Genomic DNA, 22735 nt, shown 5'->3' with positions numbered 1-22735 from the left:
AGGCACGATTGAACGAAACTTTGACTCAAGCGGTCACTATAGCGAATTAGCTGGCAGAACTGCAACCGCCATCTTCAAAGTTTATTTCCGGGAACGAAGACCACTCTTGCCGGTTTTCGCGCTTCAGGATGAAAAGATAGTCCACCGAAAGTTGGATTTTTTCTCTTGACAATCGCCGTTCGTTTTGGCTAAAAGTTGATCGCCCCACCTAAGTATACGGAATAGTCACCGTATTCGTAACTTCGAAAAAACCGGATGGGTGAACGGTCACCGAACGACACTTTTTTGAGACCAACGACGCTCTGAGAGAGGTTTCCCATGCAAGATCGTACAAAGGGTTTTCTACGGCAGGCCGGGAGTGTGTTTCCCGGACTGCGCCTGGTCAGTCTCCTCAGCCTTCTTTTCCTGCTGGTTGCGGGTTCGGCACGAGCTCAAGTCTCAACCGCCTCCGTGAACGGTGTGATCCGAGACCCCAAAGGGGCAGTGGTTGCCGGCGCAACCATCGTCCTGCAGAACACAGACACCTCGGTCGAGCACACTTCGATCACGAATAACGCCGGCGAATACGTAATTCTCAACGTCAGTCCGGGTAGATACACCATCCAGGCCAACGCCAATGGTTTTAATCCGCAAAAGACCGATGCCTTTGTCCTCACCGTCGATCAAACTGCGACCTTTGATTTTTCCCTGACCATTGGTACAGCGACGCAGGTGGTCACGGTCGATGCAACCACCTCGGCCCAACTGGATGTATCCAGCGCCAGCCTGGGTACGGTGATCGAGACCAAGCAGGTCAACGATCTCCCTCTGAATGGCCGTAACTTCACCGCGCTTCTTTCGCTCACTCCCGGCGTGGTTCCCATCATGGTCGGGCAGAATTCGGGAATGAACGGGAATGGCGGCTTTGGCGCTGCTGTCGCTATCGGATCGGATTACTCTTTCCCCGCGATCAACGGGCAGACCGGCCGCAGCAACTTCTTTCTGATGGACGGCTTGTATAACTACGGGTCGATCGAAAGCACGTATGCAGTTGCGCCGATTATCGACGCCATTCAGGAATTCAAGGTGGTTTCGCACACCGATAGTGCGGAGTTCGGCGGGGTGCTCGGCGGCGTGGTCAATGTGGTCACCAAGAGCGGCACCAATGAGCTTCACGGAACGGCATGGGAATACATCCGCAATACGGCCTTTGATGCAAAGAACTACTTCCTGCCAGTGGGCACCCCTAAGGCCTTCTATCATCAGAACCAGTTTGGCGCCTCGGGCGGCGGACCTGTCGTGATTCCCAAGCTCTATCACGGCAAGAACAAGACCTTTTTCTTCGGCGCATATCAGGGATACCGGTATTCAACGCCAAGCAATAATGAGTTGCTGGTGCCAACCGCGGCGGAGTTGGCCGGCAATGAGGCGGACAATCAGCAACTACCGATCTACAATCCCTTTGATACAACATGCGTTGCGACTTCCGGTGACCCCTGCGGCACTTTCTCGCGTCCGGCGTTTGCGGGCAACCAGATTCCCTCCAACCTGATTAACCCAGCCATGGTCGCCTGGGCAAAGTTTGTCTTCCCGGCGGCAGGTCCTTGTTTGAAGCTGGAGACGAGCGGCTTTTGCGCAGCTAACGCTCTCGATACCACCCCGACAACTCAGGTCCAGAATGAATTCAATGTCCGCGGTGACCAGAATTTTGGAGCAAGGGATTCGGCGTGGTTCCGCTATAGCTTTATCAACAGCACGGTCAACCAATCTGGAGGACTGCCAGGTCTACCGACTCACCACATTATTGACGCGCGCGACTGGGGCGGCAGCTACGTCCACATCTTCAGCCCGACCCGCATTGGGCAGATACAATTTGCACGCGCAACCGTTGTCGACGACTCCACTACGCGCTTTACAGCCTCGACGGCGGATGTTCTCAGTACTGTTGGCTTTTCAAGCGGCTTCGTGAGCGGCTTTGCCGCGGCTCACGGAGGTTCCTTGCTCCCAGGTCCGGGTGTCAGCGGATTTGCGAACGGAAGCGAAAGCATTGACGACACCCCCAAGGCCACCGACACCGATGAACTGCGTGGCACTTTTACGGAAATCCGCGGAAGCCACGAAATCAAGTTTGGCATCGGATTCGATACCGCCAACTTTGCCAGTCCGCTGGCCCAAATTGGAATGGGCTTTGGATCTGTGCAAACAGCCGATCCCGAGCTTTCTACCCCCACGGGTGACGCCCTTTCCTCCTTTCTGCTGAACGTTCCCAATAGCGGAGCCAGTCGCCGCGACGTGAATGAGCAGGAGCGGCCCGGCGGTCTCCTGAGCGCCTTCCTCCAGGATTCCTGGAAGACAACGCGTCGACTCACTTTGAATTTTGGATTGCGTTACGACTATCCCTTCCTGCCGAGGTATGGAACCGCCGCAACCGTAGGCCAGCATGGAGGGCCCGAAACCGGCGATATGGATTGGGATACCGGTAATTTCATCGTGCAGCAGTTGCCCCCTCTCTGCGCAGTTCGAGGCTATGCGCCCTGTATCCCTGGAACGGGACTGCCGGCCCATGTGATCGTAAGCCAGAATGGAAAGATCACCCACAACGTCCATACCAACTACGGGCCACGGGTGGGCTTTGCCTACAAAGTCGATGAGAAAACAGTAGTCCACGGCGCTTTCGGAATCGTCTACGATGACTGGGCTGCGGTAACTCAAATGGCCCAGAATTTTGAGGGTTCCTGGCCCGATATCGGGCAGGAGATCGCAGGCTCCCTTACCAATGTTCCAACCTCCACCCAGCTTACGCCGACTGTGACCGCGCAGAATCCGTTTGCGGCGAGCGGAAACGCACTCTTCCCGCCTGCGACACCATTCGGCAGTAACCAGTGGTACTTTGATCCTCACATCAAGAACCCCTATTCCGAGCAGTGGAACTTCGGTGTGCAGCGGCAGTTGAGTGGTTCCCTGGCATTGCGGGTGGATTACGTCGGGTCCACGACGCATCGCGCCAACGTCGGAGGCTTGTATAACACGGCGCTCACGCCGGGTCCCGGAGATACACAACCGAGAGAGCCTTATCCCTACAGCATTCCGACTTTCTACGACCACAGTGTCGGCACAGGCAGCTACAACGCCCTCCAGGTGCAATTGGACAAGCGCTATACCAGCGGCTTCTCGTACCAGGTAGCCTATACATGGGCCAAGTCGTTGACGGTAGACGACGGCTGGTTTGGCATCGAGGGGCAAGTGCCGCAGAATCCGTACGATCCGCTGGCTTCCCGTGGGCCGTCCTCGACCAATATTCCCAATTTGTTTGTTGCGAATGGTCTCTATGCCGTCCCTGTCGGCCCCGGCCAGAGGTTTTCAACGGGCAACCGGATAGCCGACTACATACTCGGTAACTGGCAACTGAACGAGATATTCACCTGGCGCAATGGGCAGAACTTTACTGTGCTCGACGAAACGGATCAAGCCAATACTGGAAACAGTGCTTCCTATGAGCGCGCCAATGTAGTGGGAGATGTCCACAGGAGCCCACACACCCAAGCTGAATGGTTCAATACGGCAGCCTACGCGGTCCCTGCGCTATATACGTATGGAAACGGGGGCACCAATACGCAGCAGGATCAAAGGTGGATCAATCTCGATTCCTCGGTCATCCGATCGTTCCCCATATGGCACGAGAAGCAATTCGAATTTCGCGCAGAAGCCTTCAACGTCTTCAACCATCCGATCTTTGGCCAGCCTGGCAACGATATCAACAACCCCAAAAACTTCGGTCAGATTGGCACCAGTCAGGCGAATAGTAATCGACAACTTCAGTTGAGCGGCAAGATCGTATTCTGAGCCAGCCGGAGCATCGCTCCGGTCACAATCGGCAATCATGCGCGGTCGACCGTCCCCGGTTGACCGCGCGCAATATCTTAGCTTGATAGATCGTCGCAGATTCGCAACCACTTTCATGCACGTTCGTTAGAGTCCTACGGAGATACCCAGAGGAGGGTGATAAGCCATGGATCGAATAAGTCAAATAGAAGATATCGATCAAATGAATCAAGACTCGATGACACAAGGCTTACTTACGCGCCGCAACATCCTGAAAGGAACTGGTGCAGCCATGCTGGCCATTGCTGCAACAAGCGCTCCTGGAGTGACCGCAATGGCGTCTGCACAGGACACCAAGAGCTCAACGCCGGAACCGGGAGAGGGGACTCGTGCGCAACGCCTGGTCTGGTGGAGGGCCTCGCGCTTCGGTATGTTCATCCACTTTGGCGTGTACAGCACAATTGGGCGGCATGAGTGGGAGATGGAGGATGAAGCCATCCCGGTGGCGGAATATGCGCCTCATGCGGTGACGTTTCATCCCCGAGCGGGTTCACCGGCTGCATGGGCCAAGTTGGCCAAGCAGGCAGGCATGCGGTACATGGTGCTGACCACCAAGCATCATGAGGGATTTTGCAATTTCGATACGAAGTTGACCAATTACAACGCCGCGAAGCAAGGTCCGGGACGGGACGTGGTGCGCGAATACGTCGAGGCCGCGCGTGCTGAGGGTTTGCGCGTAGGTTTCTATTACTCGCTCATGGACTGGCATCATCCCGATGGTGCGAAGTGTGCAACGGATGAAGAGGCGCGCAAGCGGTTTGTGGAATATACGCACGGACTCATTCGCGAGTTGTTGACGAACTACGGGAAGATCGATGTGCTGTGGTATGACGTCGCGTGGCCCCTGGATGCGAATGGCTGGGAGTCCATTCGGATGAACAAGATGATCTTTGAACTGCAGCCGGAGATTGTGGTGAACAATCGCAACAAGCTCACGGGAGATTTCTCGACGCCGGAACAAAGAATCGTTGCGGAGACTGGCGGGCGCGCTTGGGAGTCCTGCATGACGATGAATGATAGCTGGGGCTATCAGGCGGCGGACGACAACTGGAAGAACTCCCGGATTATCCTGCGCAACCTGATTACTTGTGCGCGCGACGATGGCAATTATCTGCTAAATATCGGCCCCAAGCCGGACGGCTCCATTCCGGAGCCGAGCGTTCGTGCTCTGCGCGAAGTGGGGGAATGGCTGCAAACCAATGGCCATACGATTTACGAAACCGATATCTGCCAGGTGCGCCGCTCCAACTACGCTAGCTTCACACGCAAGGGCAACACGCTCTACATGCACGTACATTTCTGGCCCGGTGAGTATGTGGCTATCTCTGGTCTGCGGGTCAAGGTAAAGGCAGCTAAGCTGGTCAAGACTGGAGAAGCCGTTGCATTGAGCCAGGATGAATTCCGGGTGCGTTTTACCGGGCTGCCGATGGAGGCTCCGGATTATCCGCTGACAACCATCGCCATCGAATGTGACTCGGAACCGCATCAGGACACCGACTATGTGCGAGTGAACAAACCGCGCATGGGTGTTTAAAACGATTCTTCGACTCTAGGATTGGGTAGTTACGTATACCGCAGCCGTGAGCTAATAGGTCTTAAGTGCAATCACAGAAACGTTAGGATCGGGCGCTTTCGAGGGGAGATCGATTATTAGTTTCCCCTCGGTCTGATGAAAGGTCAAAGGCATCCCATTTGCCAGCAGGCGAGCGGAAAGGACTCTTGCCTCGATGCCTGGAATCTCGCAGGCCGCAGTTGGCCAATCGAACAGGTGCACATATATCGACTTGTCATTCGCGGTCGTGCGCAAACCTGCGATGCCCTGAATCGGTCCATAGGTGGTGTCATAGATCGAGTCGCCATTGAGGGTGAGCCAATCTCCGATGGCTCGCAACCGTTGCTGAAATTCCGGCTGGATCTGACCGTCCGGTTGAGGCCCGACGTTTAGAAGAAAATTGCCCCCGCGACTTGCCACTTCAACGAGGCTTCGAATCAGCGTCTGCTCTGACTTGAATTCGTGATCGTTCTTGTTGTAGGCCCAAGTGTTGTTGATAGTCATGCAGGTTTCCCATAGCCTGAAGTCTTCGGGCCTCGGGACTGTATTCTTCAGACGCTTGGAGACCTCCGGGTCGATGCCGGTAAGCTGAATGCCCTTGGTCGGAATGGCGGTGGGGATGAACTGCTCCGGGGTCTCGTAGTCGGCATCGACTCCAATCCGGTCGTTGACAAGCGTCGCAGGCTGCATCTCATGGATCATTTCCAGCACCTGAGCGCCGTTGTACTTCTTCTGGTCGTTGAGGCCGTCGAACCAGATGAGGGCTGCGGGACCGTAGCGGGTCAGTAACTCTGTCAGTTGCAATTGCATGTACTGGAGATAGGTGGGCCATTCCGGACGCTGAGGTTCGCCGTGCCAGTTTTCCGCAGCCAGTTTTGTCGTATCGCGGAATCCTGGGTGGTGCATGTCCGGCGGTGAGTAGTAGAAACCGAGAGGCATACCGTCTTCGCCACAGGCTTTGGCCAGTTGAGCGACGATGTCTCTGCCGTAGGGCGTGTTGGTGATCTTGTAGTCCGTGTATGCGGAGTCGAACATGCAGAATCCGTCATGGTGCTTGGTGGTGAACACCATGTATTCCTGACCCGCCAACCGCGCCAGATCGACAAAAGCGTGGGGATCAAATTTCACTGGATTAAAGGTCTGTGGCAGAGCTCGGTATGCGGCCTCAGTGATCTCTCCGGGCTTGGGTCGCATGATGGGCCAGGAAGCTTCGACGCTGGCCTGGGAGTACGGCCCCCAATGGATGAACATCCCGAATTTAGCTTTGCGATACCAGCTTGTTCGGTCGTCGGCCAAGGCCTCTGCCCAACCCGGACCGGGCAAAAGCGGGAGACAGGAAGCCGTCAATGCAAGTCTGAGAAACTCGCGACGATCACGAATATAAGCGCTCATATTCGGAATACATTATTGATCGAAAGAAGCGGATGTCAAGAGCGATTTTCCTAAAATATCGCGGGTATTCGTGCAAATTGTTCGCTCTGGCGAACTGTGTCGAGTTCTTTATATAAGTGCTTAAATTTGACACGGTTTTGCATGCAGAATCATGCTGTTCAGTCCAGGTGGAAGACTTCTTCCATGTCTGCCCACCATTCTCCGCTCTTTCGCGTCTCCAGGGGATCCTGTAGAGGCTCGATCACTGCCCACCACTCCTGGGTTTTGGTGTGTGCAGCCATCTTCGCCCAATCCGCTTTCAGATCGCTGCCGTGATATTCAAAGTAGGTGAAGAGCAGGTTGTCTTTAAGGTAGATGGAGTAGTTTCGGAGGTTGCATTCCAGAATCTTGTCCAATACCTCTGGCCATGCAGCCGCGTGATACTTCCGGTAAGCATCGGCGCTGCCCGGCTTGAGTCGGATTACCATCCCGAATCGCTTCATCTTCTCGACCTCCTTCCGATCTTTCCCGGCTCGATTATCTGTCCTGTGGAGAGTAGATCAGCGAAGTGGCAATATGCAAGTGCTTAAATTTACCCTTGACTGAGAATAGCTGGGCCAAATACGATCGCACTTCCTGATTTGAGTGCTTGACGATGCCTACTACATCCTCACTTACGAGCGAAGGCCTGGTGAAGCATAACCTCGCGGAACGATTGCGCCAGGAGATCATGAGCGGATCGTTGCAGCCAGGTATGAGGATTGTTGAAGGCAAGTGGGCGTCGAAATTTGGTGTGGCGCAGGGTTCCATCCGCGAGGCGATCAACATTCTCGCGCAGGCGGGCTTTGTAACCAAGGCTTCCGGACGCAGTGCGCGGGTCATCCATCTGAGCGAAGACGATGTAGCCCACATCTACCAACTTCGCGGCGCAATTGAGGGATTGGCCGCGCGCCTTGCGGCCGCAACGCAGCCTGATTTGAAGGTTCTGCAGGCCACTCTGGATGTGATGCGGGAGATGGCCAGCGCCGGAAATCTGGACGGCCTTCTCGATTGCGATTCCCTTTACCATCTTGAACTCTGTGAACTGTCTCGCAACCCCTTCCTGATGGAACATGCTCGAAGGATACTTCTTCCGTTTTTTGCGTTTGTCCGCATGCGCGTGGTGGCAAGCGGCCAGGAGACGTCGGCCTGGGGCAAAGATCTCGAAGCGCATCAACGAATCATCGATCTGTTGCAGGAGGGTGAAGGCGAAGTTGCGGAGCAGTACGTAAAAAGAGCGATGGAACGATTCGCAAAGACGGCTTATGACAACTGGGAAAAGCGTACCTCACATGCCGGGTGATCTTTCGGAGAAGGTGATTGTGTTGACCGGCGGCGCGGATGGTATCGGCCGCGAGTGCGCTCTGGCCTATGCGCGCGAAGGCGCCACTGTCGCTATTCTCGACCGGGATCTGGAGACCGCATTGCGCACCGCATCGGAAGCCGGCGGCGACAGTATAGCGCTCCATGCGGATGTGTCCGATGGCGATGCTCTGCGTGCCGCCATTGACGCAGTGCTGAAGCGGTTTGGGCGCATCGACTCCGTGCATAACAATGCCGGGATTGCGAGCCCGTCGAAGCCGCTCCACGAAACATCGGAGCGGGAATGGGACGACCTGCAGCGCATTAATGTGAAGTCTGTTTTCTGGACGACGAAGTATGCGTTTGAGGCTCTGGTGGCGAGCAAAGGAGCGATCCTGAATACTGCCAGCATGGTTGGCCTCATTGGACAGCAGGATCATGCGGCTTACGTGGCAAGCAAGGGAGCCATGATTTCGCTTACCAAGGCCATGGCCGCAGATTACGCTCGGTATTCCATTCGCGTGAATGCTGTGTGTCCCGCTGGAGTATGGACGCCGATGCTCGAACGGTGGTGTGCGGAACAGCCCGACCCCAGCTCCATTCGTCAGTATCTCGATGATATTCACCTGCTCGGTTCGTGTCCCCACGGAGATGTGATCGCGGATGCGGCGGTTTTCCTTCTTTCGTCTAAAGCACGGTTCATCACCGGCTGCATCCTGCCGGTGAGCGGTGGAGCAGAGCTGGGTTACAGGAGATAGGGTGAGGCTTAAAGATGCCTGATTGCATAATTCAACGCGCTTCAACTGTCGACGCTCGCTTTGCGCTTCCGCCGGGCGCAGGCACCGATTCGGTTCACACGAACTCGGAGTACTGCATGGCGATCACCCGGTTAGAAAGTGACCGGCAGTTATCGGGAACGGGAATTGCGCTTACGCTCGGGGATGGAAACAGGCTGGTATGCGAAGCGATCGACATGCTTGCCAGAACGCTTGTGGGCAGGGAAATCAACGAGCTGATGTCGGAGTTCGGAAAGTTCTCTCGCGGGCTCGCGGACGATCCGTCTCTTCGCTGGCTTGGTCCCCACAAGGGTGTGGTTCACCTGGCGCTCGCTTCGATCACGAATGCGTGCTTCGATCTATGGGCGAAGAGCCGCGGAGTGCCGTTGTGGAAACTGCTTCTCGACCTGACGCCTGAGGAGGTTGTTGCGACGCTGGATCTTAGCTTCGTTGAGGACGCATTAAGCGAGGAAGATGCTCTCGGGATTCTGCGGTCACATCTTTCAACTCGCGGCATTCGTGAACCAATCTTGGAATCTGGATATCCAGGGTATGACACCTCGGTTGGATGGATGGCGTATGACGACCAGAAAGTGCGCGAACTCACCGCGCGTGCCATCGAGCGTGGATTCCGCGCCTTCAAGCTAAAGGTCGGATCAGCGGATGAATCGCGCGATCTGCGCCGGGCCGAGATGCTACGCGGCGTTGTTGGCGATTCGGGCATCCTGATGTTCGATGCGAACCAGCATTGGAACTATGCCGAAGCGAGCCGAATGTGTCGCGAACTTGCCCGGTTCAAGCCGCTGTGGATCGAGGAGCCGACGCACCCGGACGATGTCCATGTGCATGCAGTTCTCTCGCGTGAGATTGCGCCTGTGAAAATTGCCGCGGGTGAGCACATACCGAACCGCGTCCTCTTCAAGAACTTCTTTCGCTACGGAGGCTTGCATTTCGTTCAGGCAGATTGCACCAGGCTCGCAGGTGTGAGCGAGTTTCTCACTGTCAGCCTGATGGCAAAGAAATATGAGCTGCCAATCGTGCCTCACGTCGGAGATATGGGGCAGTTGCATCAGCATCTGGTCCTTTTCAATCACATTGCGCTCGATCACGAAGCTGTTTTTCTGGAGCACATTCCGCATCTCAAGGAGCACTTTATCTTTCCAGCCCAGGTGAGTGGCGGCTTCTACAAGACGCCGCAGGAGCCGGGCGCGTCTACGGACATGAGGACGGTCACGACTTCGACCTCCAGCGAGAGCCGATAGATGGAGACATCGCTGCCGATAGGAATTGCACTCACGCTGCTTGCCGGGCTCATGTCGGGCAACTGCATGTTGCCGATGAAGTTCAATCGAGTTTGGAAGTGGGAGAACACCTGGCTGATCTTCAGTGTGGTCTCGCTGGTCATACTTCCATGGGCGCTCGCGCTGGGGCTGGTCGACCATCTTTTCGATACCTATCGTGCCTTGTCACTGGTTCAGATCGCCGTCCCTTTTCTCTTTGGAGTGGGATGGGGGATTGCCCAGGTGCTATTCGGCATTTCGGTTCATCGTCTGGGTCTCGGACTCGCCTACGCAATTATTGTCGGACTGGGCGCTCTGCTTGGAACACTGGTTCCGTTGTTTGTTCAGCATCGTTCGCAGGTGGGTGGGCGTGAAATCGTCGAGATTCTTTCGGGCGTTGCCATGATGCTGGTTGGGATCGGTCTATCCACATGGGGCGGCCAGATTCGGGAGAGCAGAGAGCGCAAGATTCACGGAGATCCGCAATCGAAGCCTGCGAACGCATATTATGCTGCCGTCCTACTCGCGATCCTGTGTGGCGTGATGGCGCCCATGCTCAATTTCTCTTTTGCCTTCGGCCAGGACATTGCGCATCAGGCCGTGCGCCTTGGCAACCCTGAATTGCGTGCGGCTTACGCTGTGTGGCCCGTCGGATTGACAGGCGGTTTCCTGCCGAACATTGCTTACAGCCTCTACTTGCTCCGGAAGAACCGAAGCTGGCCGTTATTCAAATGGGCCTCAACGGATACCAGCTTACCGGTTCTTATGGGTGTGCTGTGGATGGGGGCGTTTGCGCTCTATGGTATGAGCGCGACCTATTTAGGCTCCCTTGGAACCTCGATCGGGTGGGGACTTTTTCAGATCTTTATGATCATGACAGCAACCTTGTCCGGCGTGCTCACAGGGGAGTGGAAGAATGCTCCGCGCACCTCCGTTCTGCTGCTGGTGTTGGGTTTCTCCTGCTTAACCGCCGCCACAGCATTGCTGGCGGCGGGGAATCATTGAGCGCGATTCTTAACGGCGATTCAGCTTTAATGCGATGGTGTTTCGTCGGCGAGGGCCGGCAGGTTGACCCGCTTGAGCACCGCAACGAATTTCGGATTGCTGCGCAGGGGGGCCCAGACGCGGTCGGCATTGAGATAGATCAACGCTCCGGCATGTTCGTCGCAGGCTTTGTCGAGCCAATTGAGAGCTGATTCGGAGTCATTTAAGGCTGCATAGACAGCGGCGATCTCTGCCGCGGAGATGTACCGTTCGGTCGAGGCCTGCACGAGACCGGGAAGTATCTTGCGCGCCTCGGCCTCGCGATGGGTTAGCGCATAGCATCGCGCGAGGTAGGCGCTGGCGACCGGATCGCCATGCGATAAGTCGACGCCTTTTTCGAACTCCGCGCAAGCCTCTCGCGAGCGGCCGGTGTAAAGCAAACCCAATCCCAGCACCCGATGCGCCTGCACAAAACCGGGGTCCAGTTCCACTGCCTTGTATGCCTGCGGAATGGAGCGGTCATATTCGCGGGCCATCAGGTGATGCCATGCCATGTGTTCGTTGATCACTACGTCTGTCGGGTCGAGCGCGAGAGCGGCCTCGCTTTGTTCATGCGACTCGGGGATGCGTCCGAGGGCGACAAGTTCGTGGGAATACCAGTGATGTGCGTTTACGTAGGAGGGATTGATCTGGAGCGCACGTTTGAATTCCTGTTCGGCCGCGGCAAAATCCCAGTCCCAGGTCAGGTGGATGTAGGCAAGTGAGGTGTGCGCCTCGGCGGAAGAATCATCGAGAGCGAGAGCTTTTTCCGCCGCTTCCTTGGCTTTGGGCATGGCGATGGCGGGAGCCAGAAAACTGTTCCCGTAAGATCCAGCGAGAATCCAAGCGTCCGCCAGACCGCTCCACGCGGCGGTGTAGTTGGGGTCAAGGTTCGTCGCTTGGCGAAAGAGGTCGATGCTCTTCTGCACGGACTCCACGCTGCGCTTGTTCCAATAGTAACGACCCTGAATGTACAGCTCGTAGGCCTGACTGTTGGGCGTATTCGGTGCGGCAAGCTGACGCTTTTCTTCCTGAGTGAGCTTCAGAGTCAGCGCTTTGGCGAGCTGTTGCGAGATGGAATCCTCAATTTCGAAGTCGCTGGAATTTTGCGAGTCAAAGCTTTCGGACCAAAGCACCTGCCCGTCACTTGTTCGCTTGAGATGAACGGCCACCCGGGTACGGCTTCCGCTGCGCTGGACCGTACCGCCCAGCACTGCCTGCACTTCGAGCTGTTGTCCGACTGTCACTGGGTCCGAGGACTTTCCAAAGCCGCGCACTGCGCCGATTGGTCGCACTACGATCTGCGGCAACCGGCCCAGCCGCGTGATGAGCGCGTCTGCCAGGCCGATGCCCAGATACTGATCTTCGGGATTTGCGTCGGCCGATTGAAATGGCAAGACTGCAATTGTGTGGACAGAGGCGAGAGGTACGGGATGACGGAGTGCGTAATTGCGGAAACCGATCCAGATGGAAAGAGCGACGACCAGAAGAGCAGCCGCACCGAAGAGCAGGTAGCGGCGAGGGAAATGTCTGGATTTGGTGATCGGCGGCTGTTGTGCCGTGTCTTCCGGGGAAGAAGTACCGTGCGGCTCGATTTGAGCCGGGGTCTCTTCCGCCGTTGGGGCCGGAGACGCGAACGCATGTGCCCCGTCTGGTTCTGCGTGGACGATTACCTGGCCGTCAAAGCGGTAGCCGCGTTTGGGTACAGTGGCGATCCAGGGGCGGCCTCCGGGCATTTCTCCGAGGATCTTGCGAAGCAGGGAGATGTTGACGGTCAGGTTTGTCTCTTCCACGTAGCTGTCTGGCCACACGGTCTGCATGAGGGATTCGCGCGTTATGAGGTGACCGTGACTGCCGATTAGGGCCACGAGCAGGTCAAAGGCTTTCGGTGCGAGCGAAATCGGATCGTCTTCCCGGAGAAGCAGCTGCTCCGACGGATACAAACGAAAGGGACCAAACTCGTAATGTGATTCGCCCGACGTATCGTACCCCGCATTGTCTCCAACATTTTGCCATCATTTTGCCAACATTTTTGCCGGAACATCTTCGCGGCTCAAGACCGCCCTGTTTCGCAGGCTGATTCCTGCTGTCCGAGAATCTGCGAAGCCGCCGCTAACCGCCTGTGCAACAGTCAATTGGCGCGCTCTTAACCTGTTCAATCTGCCTTCCGCTTGTAATTGCGGCCGTCGTTCACACGAAAGCAAGAAAAGTCTGAGGGATTCCAAACGACTTCGAAGGCGGGTGTGGGTACTGTCGGGACACGGCTGCAGAGAAACGCTCCTTTCAGAGGACGAGTTCGAAGCAGGCAATCTTCTGAATCGAGGACAAGGACATGACCACTCCTAGCATGATCACGAAAGCCCAGACCGCAACTCAGACAGTGCGCCAGATCGCAACCTCTGCAGTTTGCAAGACCCTCACCATAGCAACCCTTATGTTGTGCTTTACCGGACCTGGCTTCGCCCAAGGTTGGAAGTCTGAATCGCGGGAACCGTTCCTGCCCAACCCGGCACGCAGCGCGTCGACCGTCCCCTCAAATGGAGACGTCAACCCATACGGTGTCGCTTTTGTCGGGAACAACTTTCTCACCGGCTCGGGACCACTGAAGCACGCCGATATCCTGGTGTCGAATTTTAACAACAAGAATAACCTGCAGGGGACGGGAACAACCATCGTTCGCATTCCGACGAGCGGCGCGCCCACGCTCTTCTTTCAGGGCACTGCGCCGCTTGGACTCTCGACGGGCCTCGCGACCCTGCAGTACGGATTTGTTCTGGTTGCCAACCTGCCGACGGCCGATGGCACCTCGGCAACAGCTAAGGCGGGTTCGCTGCTGGTTATCAACAACCAGGGCAAACTGATCCAGACCTTCGACAGTGCACAGATCGACGGCCCATGGGATATGACTGTTGTCGATCACGGCGACAAAGCGAGTGCTTATTTCTCAAACGCTCTGAATGGCACTGTGAGCAGGATCGATTTTGCCGTGACCGAACAGGGACTTACGAAACTGGATCACTACACCATCGGGTCCGGATACCAGCATCAGGGCGATCCGGCGGCCTTGTTCGATGCTCCGACCGGCCTGGTTTACGACAAGAAGACTGACCGTCTCTTCGTAGCCTCGACCCTGGACAATGTTGTCTTTGCGATTCCTCAGGCTTCAAAGCGCACCAACAGCGACGGCCCCGGATTCATCATCTACGATGACCCGGCTCACCTGCACGGCGCGCTGGCCATGGCGGAAGCCCCAAACGGACACCTCCTGGTGACAAACAACGACGTCATCAACTCCGATCCCAATCAGCCGAGCGAAATCGTTGAGTTCACCAAAGAGGGCGACTTCGTTAAAGAGATCCCGGTCGATCCAAATCAGGGCGGCTCCTTCGGGTTGGGTGTTTCGGTTCAGGATAACGGGACTGCGATTCTGGCGGCTGTCGACGACAACACTGCAACCATCACGATCTGGACGTTGGAGTTGTAGCGCGACGCAGTTCTCCGCGCGACCCGAGAAGCAGCGGCTGTTACAGATTCGGCTAACCAGCTGAGCCGATGACAGCCGCTGTTTTTGTCTTCGCCGTTGCAATCTACTTCGTGCTGGAGGGAGGGCAGTGATCTTCGTCAAGTCCCAAAGGTACGCCTGACGGGGACGTAAGCCGCTGAATTTTATGGAATGATTATGTATGCATTATTTTAATATAATGCTTTGCTTATCGCTCTCTTATCTAGCTGATGCTTATGGACTTCCTTATGCCCTCCTTTGCTGCTCCTTATGTGCTCCTTATGACGCCCATGTTGAGATTTGATTAACCGGTCTCCCGGGAAGCCTGCAGTTATTTGCTTATTCTCGAAGGGTTTTCGGTTATGAGAAGGCGACGAGGTTCAGTAAGTAAACATGCAGCTCAATCTGATGTCTTCCGTTCGATTGAAGAATCGAGCACGGAGGAAAGAGAGCCCAAAATTTCATGGCTATGTACGCGCGACAATTCTTACGTTATTATCTTGTCTTCGCAATTCTAGTAATTCTTCCCACTTATTCGCGAGCGGCGAGTGGACCGGCTGATCCGAATTCGACCAGTACAAATTCCGGCAGTCTTCATGGCACGATTCTTCACGATAACGGGGATTCGTCAAGGGCGACCCAGGTTGTCGTGCGGAGCGACAATGGCGATTTCCGCAGGGTAGTCGTTGCAGATCCCGCCGGCAATTTTGCGGTATCGGCTCTTGCTCCGGGGCAATACGAAGTGGCTGCATTAGAGGGTGGCGAGGAGACGGGCGCAGCGACAAAGGTGGATGTGATTGCCGGTGTGGATGCCGTAGCCACCTTGGATGCGCAGAGTCCGGTTCCTGCTGCTCCTGCGCAGACTAATGCGCCATCGCCGGTAGCGCCTGCGGATAATGGATTCTTCCATCGCCTGGGCCGGGCATATGTGGCGGATTGGGCCGGGAATTCGCCGGCAACTGCAGTGCCTCAGGTTACGCGGCGCGGAACTCCCGCCCCGATTATGTCGCCGCCATATCCGGCCTCAGACTGGCCGATCGGCGGCACTCCGACCATTGGCGTTCCGGATGGCCAGTCGTATCCATTGATGCAGGCGATCAACCAGAACAAGGGCCAGTTCAAGATGTATGGTTGGATCGAAGTCGGAGGTAACGGCTCTACGAACAACCAGAGCAACGCCTCGAAGGGAATTCCGGCGAACTTTCCATCCGCCTATGACGAATTCTCGAACCAGATTCAGTTGGACCAGGCTGCCTTGTATTTCGAGAGATATCCCGATACCGCGCAGAAGAATCATTTCGACTGGGGCTACCGGTTTACCGGTCTTTACGGCGTAGACTACCGATTCACTACCGCGAAGGGCATGTTGAGCCAGCAGTTGTTGGTGAAGAATGCCGAGTACGGATTCGATCCGGTGATGATGTACTTCGATTTCTACTTTCCCAAAGTCGCGCAGGGAATGGACGTGCGGGTTGGCCGTTACATCTCGTTGCCGGATATCGAAGCGCAACTCGCGCCGAACAATTACACGTATTCCCACTCCATCCTCTATACCTTCGATTGCTATACGCAGACGGGTGTGAACGCGACGATCAAGGTGAACGATCATCTGACGGTGCAGGCCGGTCTTTCCCCCGGTTGCGACGTGATGCCTTGGACGACGGATGCACAGGTGACAGGCAACTTCTGCGCCACCTATACCTGGTCGAATGGCGGGAATGCTCTAAACACCTGCGCCAACAGCGTCAACAATGGCAAATACGCCTATAACAACCTGTCAGCCTACTACGAGACGTGGTATCACCGCATCAGTTCCACATGGCACACCGACACCGAGTTCTGGTACCAATACATGAGGGACACGCCCAATATGTACTGGTACAACACAGGGGTTGCACCTACTACTGCGACGCCGTGGCCGGAGCACACTGCGGCCAACGTCACGCTGAACTACGGAGCGGTCTGCAAAGACCCGCGGCTCTCCTCGTCACAACAGCCAGGTGTCTGCTACGCGCCCGAGTGGGCTGTTACCAACTATGTCGAGCACAACTTCTGGCACAACGAGGCTTCGCTGAACATTCGGAATGAAGTAGTGAACGACATCAAGGGCCAGCGCACCGGAACTCCGGGTTATTACGAGGAGCACATGGTTGGGTTCGACTTCTGGGCTGGTTCGACGATTACCTTCCGTCCTGAAGTGAGCTATACGCACAGCTTCAGCCCCTATGGTCTGAGGGCTCTGGATATTGCTCCAGGCTCGTCGGTTGCCGCGATATCCAATCTCGCGCCTGACGAGACCTCGTATCAGGCAATGGAGAAGCTGCGCGCGAAAACACAGGCGCTTACGGTAGCGGCAGATATTATCTGGCACTTCTAAACGCGGAATTTTCTGCCAGGCTCCAGAGCGAATTGCTCTGGAGCCTGTTTTTATTGGGATTGCCGCAGATAGCCATAAAGATATCTTTTGCAGCGAATAAGATATCGCAGGACGCGACAAAAAGAAGGCATATATGCCGCGTAAGAATCACGGATTCTTTTCGTTAGCAGATCGTTTTTTCCCTTTTCGAAGCATCGATCCCGTGTCATTCTGGAGCTTCCAGATCATTCAGCCCCGAAGTCTTGATTCAACCGAATCAAGACAAAGGTGGCTTATATTTTTTTGAGTTCAGCATCCACGCTGGAATACTTAATCTCAGGAGCGTACATGGCAGAAGCGACGACAGGCGAGATGAAACGCACCTTGGGCCTTACGGGCCTCACCAGCAACGCAATGGCACTGATTGCTCCAGGAGCCTTCCTCTGGCTCACGTTTCTCATTCAAGCCACGGAGGGCGCTACATCCCCATCCATGTGGTGGGGAATTGTGGGTGCTCTGTTGCTTTGTCTATCCACGGCGGTCTGTTATGCGGAGATGGCAAAGCTTTATCCCGGCGCAGGAAGTTCGTATTATTTCGCCGAGCAGGCATTTTTGAATCGTGAAAAGGCATGGAAGTACGCCCGTATATCGAAGTTCGTGGTTGGCTGGGGTTCGCATCTTTACTATTGGATCTATCCAGGCGTGATGGTTGGTACTACGGGGATTGTGTGCGGTTATGTAGTGGGCACAATCTGGCCCAATTTCATGAGCGCCTCTAATCCTGGCGTCTTCTTCATGATGGCCGTTGCGGTCGTCTTCTCCTTCTGTATTGCGTATATTGCTCATCGCGGCATCAGCAGTTCGACGGTGGTCAATATGGGCATCAACGTGATTCAGATTGCCGCGTTGCTCACGTTCGCGGTGCTTGCCCTGGGCTACCGTCTCAATCATCCGCCGGGATCGGTGGCTTATCAGTTCGACTCGACGTCGGGTGAGGCGTACACATACGAATTTCAGACCACTTCAACGATGGTCGCCGGAGTAGCGACCGATACGATCGTGCGAGATGCCAACGGTGTTCCAGTGCCCAAGAAGGACGCGAGCGGGAACATTGTTCCTTTTCATATCAGCTATCCGGAGCGCGACGCTTCGGGGAACTTTCTTACCCATCCGAATGCCGCATCGGTTGTAAGTCCGCATAACTGGAACTGGGTCTTTGTTCAGGCTACGGTGGCGATTCTGATCCTGGTGGGCTTTGAATCCGTGACCACGATGGGCGATGAGGCAAAGAACGCGAAACGAGATGTGCCGATCGCGGTGATTACGTCGCTTCTCATTCAGGGTGGAATCTTCTATTTCTTCGAGTATTTTTCCGCCAACTTCTTCCTCAACAGTGGGTATACGATGCAAAGCGCATCGGGGTCGGCTGCTCCGATCGGCGACATGATGGTGATTGTCGGCGATGCGCTGCTTGGCCCGGGCAACGGACGTACATTCATGCTGATCGAGGCTGCAACGGTCTTCCTCGCGTTGATCGGAACTACGCTCTCCTGCATGAACACAGGCGCGCGTGTTACCTATGCGATGGGCAAGGACAAAGAGGTGCGCGGGCACTTTGGTCTGCTGCACGATAAGAACCTGACTCCGCACAATGCGATCTGGACGCTGGCGGCCATCTCGGCTGTGATCGGCTGCTTGTCCGTGGCTCTCGTCTTTGCGGACGGAAGCGCGCCGACCGATGCTACGATTGCTTCGATTCCTGCGGGGTTCTGGTCACACGTTGGCTACACGACGCATGACAAACTGGCTGCTCTGCCCAACAGTCTGTTGACGGTTACGCTCGCTTCCAACTTCGGCACGTTCATCCTTTACGCGCTGAGCTGCACTCTCTGCATGGTCGCGTATCACAAGCATCCGAAGTTCAATGTCGTTCTTCATCTTGTGGTTCCGATCTTTGGGTTGCTTGCGAATCTGGCTTGCATGGCCTTTTACATCATCGGTCCATTTGAGGGGTTTGGCACACCGCACGAACCTCTACTAGCGCTCGGGATCGCGGCGGTGTGGGCGTTGTACGGCGGCTTCTACTTCCTCACAGCCGGTAAGGCTGCGGGCAAGACTCCGCTGCTGCAGACGCGGACGCCGACAGCTTAATCATCCCGTTAGTCATCGGGGGCCGATTAGAATCCAATCATCGGCGCGGGGTACAAGCCGCGCCGATGATTACATCACCACCTACGCTGGTATGGAATGCTAGAGATCGAATTTGCCGAGTTGTCGGACTGTGGCCTGAGTCGCGAACACAACGAGGATTTTCTCGGACATGTCGTGCCGTCTTCGCCTGCCCAGGTGCAGTCGCAGGGATGGCTTTTCGCGCTTGCGGATGGTGTGGGCGGCCAGGATAGTGGGGAAGTTGCTTCTCGCATGGCTATCGATACCGTGGTTGCCGGGTTCCGGAAGATTCCCAAAGGCATCATGCATGTATCGCTACTGCCGCGCCTCGTCCAGGAAGCGAATGCTGCGGTCTATGACGCGGGTCATGCGGGTAGTGCGCACACTTCGGCACAAGGTTCCGGGCATGGTTCGCGCATGGCCACCACGCTTGTAGCATGTGCGCTGCGCTTCGACTCCGCAGTTATTTCGCATGTGGGTGACTCGCGGTGTTATCTCTTTCGCAATGGGGTCGGCGTGCAGTTGACTCGCGACCATACGATGGCCGCAGAGCAGTTCCGCCTGGGGATTCTTACGGAGGCTGAGGCTTCCGCCGGGGAACATCGGCATATTCTTACAAGGTGCTTAGGAAATGAGTTGTTTGTCGCGGCTGATACTCAGACTGTAAACATTATGCCGGGAGATGTAATATTACTTTGCTCAGATGGTCTTCATGGGTGTGTTCCCGATGCAAGGATGCAACAGTTGGTCAACTCGACCTCGGATCTTGAAACAGCGATCGAGCGTCTGGTTGCGGCCGCGAACGATGCTGGCGGCCATGACAACATCAGTGTCCAACTCATTCGTGTTCGCTCGGTCGAGCGCATGGGTCTCTATCGAGGACGGCCCTATCGGCTTTTGTAGTGTGAACGGGCTCTGATGATCGCTCCGAATCTTGCCATCCAACCCGGCGATCAACTTGACCATTATCAGATTGACAGCATCGTCGCCACGAGCGGCATGGCCACGGTTTTTCGCGCGCGCGATTTGAATACCGGACAACAGGTTGCGATCAAGGTTCCGCATCCGGAGATTGAAAGTGATCCCGCGCTTTATGACAGGTTCCAGCGCGAGGAAGAGATTGGCAAGAAGATCGATCATCCCGGCGTGATGAAGGTCTTTGCGAATCCTGACCGCACGCAAGTGTACATGGTGATGGAGTGGATCGAAGGCCGGTTGTTGCGGCAGATTATGAACGAGGAAAAGAAGCTGCCGATAGAGCGCGCTGTCAAGCTTACGATTCGCATCTGTGATGCGCTGGAGCATATCCACGCGAATGGAGTGGTGCATCGCGACCTGAAGCCGGAAAACATCATGGTGGATGCGGAAGACAATATTCGGCTGATCGACTTTGGTATTGCCGGCAATGCGGGTTCGCGGCGGCTTACATTTGCCAACTTCTCGAAGAATATGGGCACGCCGGATTACATCTCTCCCGAGCAGGTGCGGGGCAAGCGCGGCGATGCGCGCAGTGATGTCTATTCCATGGGCGTGATGCTCTACGAGATGCTTACCGGCAAGGTCCCGTTTTCCGGAGCGAATGCTTTTGCGGTGATGAATGACCGGCTGGTGAATCAGCCGGTCCCGCCGCGCAATCTTGAGCCTTCGATTACGCCGCAGCTTCAGGAGATTCTCTATCGCGCACTGGAGCGTGAACCGAAGAATCGTTATCACAGCGCGCGTGAGTTTGCCCACGACCTTGCGCATCAGGACGAGGTAGGCGTGACGGCTCGCGTCGACGAAGCGAATTGGCAGAAGCGGCAGTCTCCGGAGCGAAGACGACTGCTGATGTATGCGATGCTGGCGATGCTGCCGGTGGCGATTTTTGTGCTGTTGTACCTAGTCGCGCGGCACCACTAGATAGACGAAGTTGAACGCGGCGTCAGCGTGGCACGAATTCGTCGGCGTGGATTACGAATTCGGGGTATGCGCCTGCGCCGAGTTCTCGAATGTCCATGCCTTGCCAATCGCCGTCGCGATCCACGCGGTAGGGTACGAAGCGATTCAAGAGCAGATTGGACGCGTGAATAAGGGGCAGCATGAAGCCCACCAGGGTCGCCACTCCGATCCATTGCGCGAGTATCTGATTGCCAAGTGTTGCTGTGGAGTGTGTTCCGAAGACTCCGAAGGCAAGCAGCCCCCAGATGCCAGCCCCGGCATGAACGGAGATTGCTCCGCCTGGATCGTCGATGAGCAGCCGCAGTTCGAATAGCTCTACGAGATATGTGGTCAGGACGCCCGCAATTGCGCCAATGAAGATTGCCGCGGCGAGAGAGATGAACGCCGATGCGGCGCTGCCTGCGACCAGGCCGGCGATCCAGCCGTTGGCGCTCAGGGAGGCATCAGGCTTTCGATAGCGGATCTGAGTCGTAAGCACGGCAGCGAGACAACCGGCGGAGGCCGAGAGTACGGCGTTCAGGATAATGCCTGTGATCCGGCCTGGAAACGACTCTGGGGCTATGCCGGAAACCAGCATTGATGCGGCGGATTCGAGGCCGATCCAGCCGACGAGTGCAATCAGGCAGCCGAAGAGGACGAGGACAATGTTGTGGCCGGGAATGGCGGTTGCCATACCGTCCTCCGTGTATTTGCCGCGTCTTGGGCCTAGGAGCCACGCGACGGACAGGGCCATCAGACCGCCCGTTACCTGGATGACGCCTGCTCCACCTGCATCCTGAAAGGGCGCGATGCCGAAGTTGGTTGCCAGTTGGGAAAGCCAGCCTCCGCCCCAGACCCAGTGTGCAAAGACAGGGTAGATAAAACCGGCGAATATCGCGGTTGCAAGGCAGATCGGCGCGAGACGCCAGCGATCGGTTCCGGCGCTGAGGGGGATGACGGCAGCAAGCCCGACCGAGAAGGTTTGCAGGCACAGAACCAGAGAGGGGAGCGAACCATCGAGAGGAATGTTGCGAGCAAGCAGTGCCTCGTTTCCGAGCCAGTTCAAATGCGCTCCGCCGGATTGAAACGAATGCGCTGCTCCGCCAGCGTAACCGGCCCAGGATGCTCCGATCAGGACGAATGCGATGGCTGCGACTGCGAGGGCGCAGAGAGTCGCCAGCATGGCGTGAGCGGCGCTGCGGGATCGTCCGAGGCCCTGGTGGATGAGTGCGAGGCCTGCGGCGGCGAGCGGCGACAGAAGGATGCAGAGAAGGCAGACGATCAGGTTCATTTCGCGCTCCGCTGCATCGAGGTGTAGGACTGCGTGAGCAACGCTAATCCGAGGCCTTCAACGCCGACGCCGGCGGCGATGAAGGCCGCGCGCTGTGTAAAGGCAGAGAGCATGACTAAGGCGGCGATGACGATGAGCCAGCCGGATAAGAGCAGTAAGCATCCAATCAGCTTCAATGAGACTCCTTTGTTGCTGTTGCAAGGCTGTTAAAAAAGTTCCGGAAGTTTCAGTGTATCGATTGGGAATGCCAAATTGAGATTTGATTTCGTTTGTTAAAAGCCTTACGGAGCGTCTGC

At 56.1% G+C, this 22735-nt stretch carries 16 protein-coding genes; 11 read left to right on the top strand and 5 right to left on the bottom strand.

All coding sequences use genetic code 11. The annotated features are described in order from the left end of the window. The first annotated feature begins 318 nt into the window (after positions 1-318). Positions 319-3822: a carboxypeptidase-like regulatory domain-containing protein gene (locus OHL23_RS25420; protein WP_263354858.1), complete on the top strand. Its 3504-nt coding sequence runs from the start codon at positions 319-321 to the stop codon at positions 3820-3822. 166 nt (positions 3823-3988) lie between these two features. Further along, on the top strand, positions 3989-5395 hold the full coding sequence (locus OHL23_RS25415) for an alpha-L-fucosidase (protein WP_263354857.1): 1407 nt from the start codon (positions 3989-3991) through the stop codon (positions 5393-5395). 51 nt (positions 5396-5446) lie between these two features. Here the strand turns inward: OHL23_RS25415 and OHL23_RS25410 are convergent, their stop codons facing one another. Together OHL23_RS25410 and OHL23_RS25405 are read right to left on the bottom strand one after the other, a co-directional pair. Next, the gene (locus OHL23_RS25410) at positions 5447-6805 is read right to left on the bottom strand and encodes an alpha-L-fucosidase (RefSeq protein ID WP_263354856.1); all 1359 of its coding nucleotides are present in this window, start codon (positions 6803-6805) and stop codon (positions 5447-5449) included. A 158-nt stretch (positions 6806-6963) separates the two neighbouring features. Then, positions 6964-7287 carry an L-rhamnose mutarotase gene (locus OHL23_RS25405; protein ID WP_263354855.1) on the bottom strand — a complete coding sequence of 108 codons (324 nt, stop codon included), beginning with the start codon at positions 7285-7287 and terminating at the stop codon, positions 6964-6966. A gap of 152 nt (positions 7288-7439) precedes the next feature. Here OHL23_RS25405 and OHL23_RS25400 point away from each other — a divergent pair, with 152 nt between their 5' ends. Genes OHL23_RS25400 through OHL23_RS25385 form a run of 4 tightly spaced genes read left to right on the top strand, consistent with a single transcriptional unit; the run spans position 7440 to position 11186 of the window. After that, on the top strand, positions 7440-8126 hold the full coding sequence (locus OHL23_RS25400; protein ID WP_263354854.1) for a GntR family transcriptional regulator: 687 nt from the start codon (positions 7440-7442) through the stop codon (positions 8124-8126). Further along, positions 8116-8883, top strand: a complete 768-nt coding sequence (locus OHL23_RS25395; RefSeq protein WP_263354853.1) for an SDR family NAD(P)-dependent oxidoreductase — start codon at positions 8116-8118, stop codon at positions 8881-8883. Before OHL23_RS25400 ends, OHL23_RS25395 begins: the two co-directional genes overlap by 11 nt. Positions 8884-8897: 14 nt before the next feature. Continuing rightward, the gene (locus OHL23_RS25390; RefSeq protein WP_263354852.1) at positions 8898-10163 is read left to right on the top strand and encodes an enolase C-terminal domain-like protein; all 1266 of its coding nucleotides are present in this window, start codon (positions 8898-8900) and stop codon (positions 10161-10163) included. After that, positions 10164-11186: an L-rhamnose/proton symporter RhaT gene (locus tag OHL23_RS25385; RefSeq protein ID WP_263354851.1), complete on the top strand. Its 1023-nt coding sequence runs from the start codon at positions 10164-10166 to the stop codon at positions 11184-11186. Positions 11187-11212: 26 nt separating this feature from the next. On the opposite strand, the gene OHL23_RS25380 is transcribed toward OHL23_RS25385, so the two are convergent. Next, on the bottom strand, positions 11213-13147 hold the full coding sequence (locus OHL23_RS25380) for a winged helix-turn-helix domain-containing protein (protein WP_263354850.1): 1935 nt from the start codon (positions 13145-13147) through the stop codon (positions 11213-11215). A gap of 389 nt (positions 13148-13536) precedes the next feature. Between OHL23_RS25380 and OHL23_RS25375 the strand changes: the two genes are divergently transcribed. The 5 genes from OHL23_RS25375 to OHL23_RS25355 all read left to right on the top strand — a co-directional run bounded on the left by OHL23_RS25375 (position 13537) and on the right by OHL23_RS25355 (position 21130). Continuing rightward, positions 13537-14688, top strand: a complete 1152-nt coding sequence (locus tag OHL23_RS25375) for an NHL repeat-containing protein (RefSeq protein ID WP_263354849.1) — start codon at positions 13537-13539, stop codon at positions 14686-14688. A gap of 481 nt (positions 14689-15169) precedes the next feature. Continuing rightward, positions 15170-17083, top strand: a complete 1914-nt coding sequence (locus tag OHL23_RS25370) for a TonB-dependent receptor (protein ID WP_263354848.1) — start codon at positions 15170-15172, stop codon at positions 17081-17083. Between the two features lie 327 nt (positions 17084-17410). Beyond that, positions 17411-19213, top strand: a complete 1803-nt coding sequence (locus OHL23_RS25365; RefSeq protein ID WP_263354847.1) for an APC family permease — start codon at positions 17411-17413, stop codon at positions 19211-19213. A 96-nt stretch (positions 19214-19309) separates the two neighbouring features. Then, a complete protein-coding gene (locus tag OHL23_RS25360; RefSeq protein WP_263354846.1) occupies positions 19310-20134 on the top strand; it encodes a PP2C family protein-serine/threonine phosphatase in 825 nt (274 codons plus the stop codon). A 15-nt stretch (positions 20135-20149) separates the two neighbouring features. Then, entirely contained in the window at positions 20150-21130 is a 981-nt protein-coding gene (locus tag OHL23_RS25355; RefSeq protein ID WP_263354845.1) for a serine/threonine protein kinase, read from the top strand. A gap of 22 nt (positions 21131-21152) precedes the next feature. Here the strand turns inward: OHL23_RS25355 and OHL23_RS25350 are convergent, their stop codons facing one another. Continuing rightward, positions 21153-22439 (bottom strand): ammonium transporter, encoded by a 1287-nt coding sequence (locus OHL23_RS25350; protein ID WP_263354844.1) that lies wholly within the window; start codon positions 22437-22439, stop codon positions 21153-21155. Further along, the gene (locus tag OHL23_RS25345) at positions 22436-22615 is read right to left on the bottom strand and encodes a hypothetical protein (RefSeq protein ID WP_263354843.1); all 180 of its coding nucleotides are present in this window, start codon (positions 22613-22615) and stop codon (positions 22436-22438) included. Before OHL23_RS25345 ends, OHL23_RS25350 begins: the two co-directional genes overlap by 4 nt. Positions 22616-22735 lie beyond the last annotated feature (120 nt).

The organism is Acidicapsa acidisoli, from assembly GCF_025685625.1.
Taxonomy (GTDB): domain Bacteria; phylum Acidobacteriota; class Terriglobia; order Terriglobales; family Acidobacteriaceae; genus Acidicapsa; species Acidicapsa acidisoli.
This window is presented reverse-complemented; position numbering and strand designations above follow the sequence as displayed.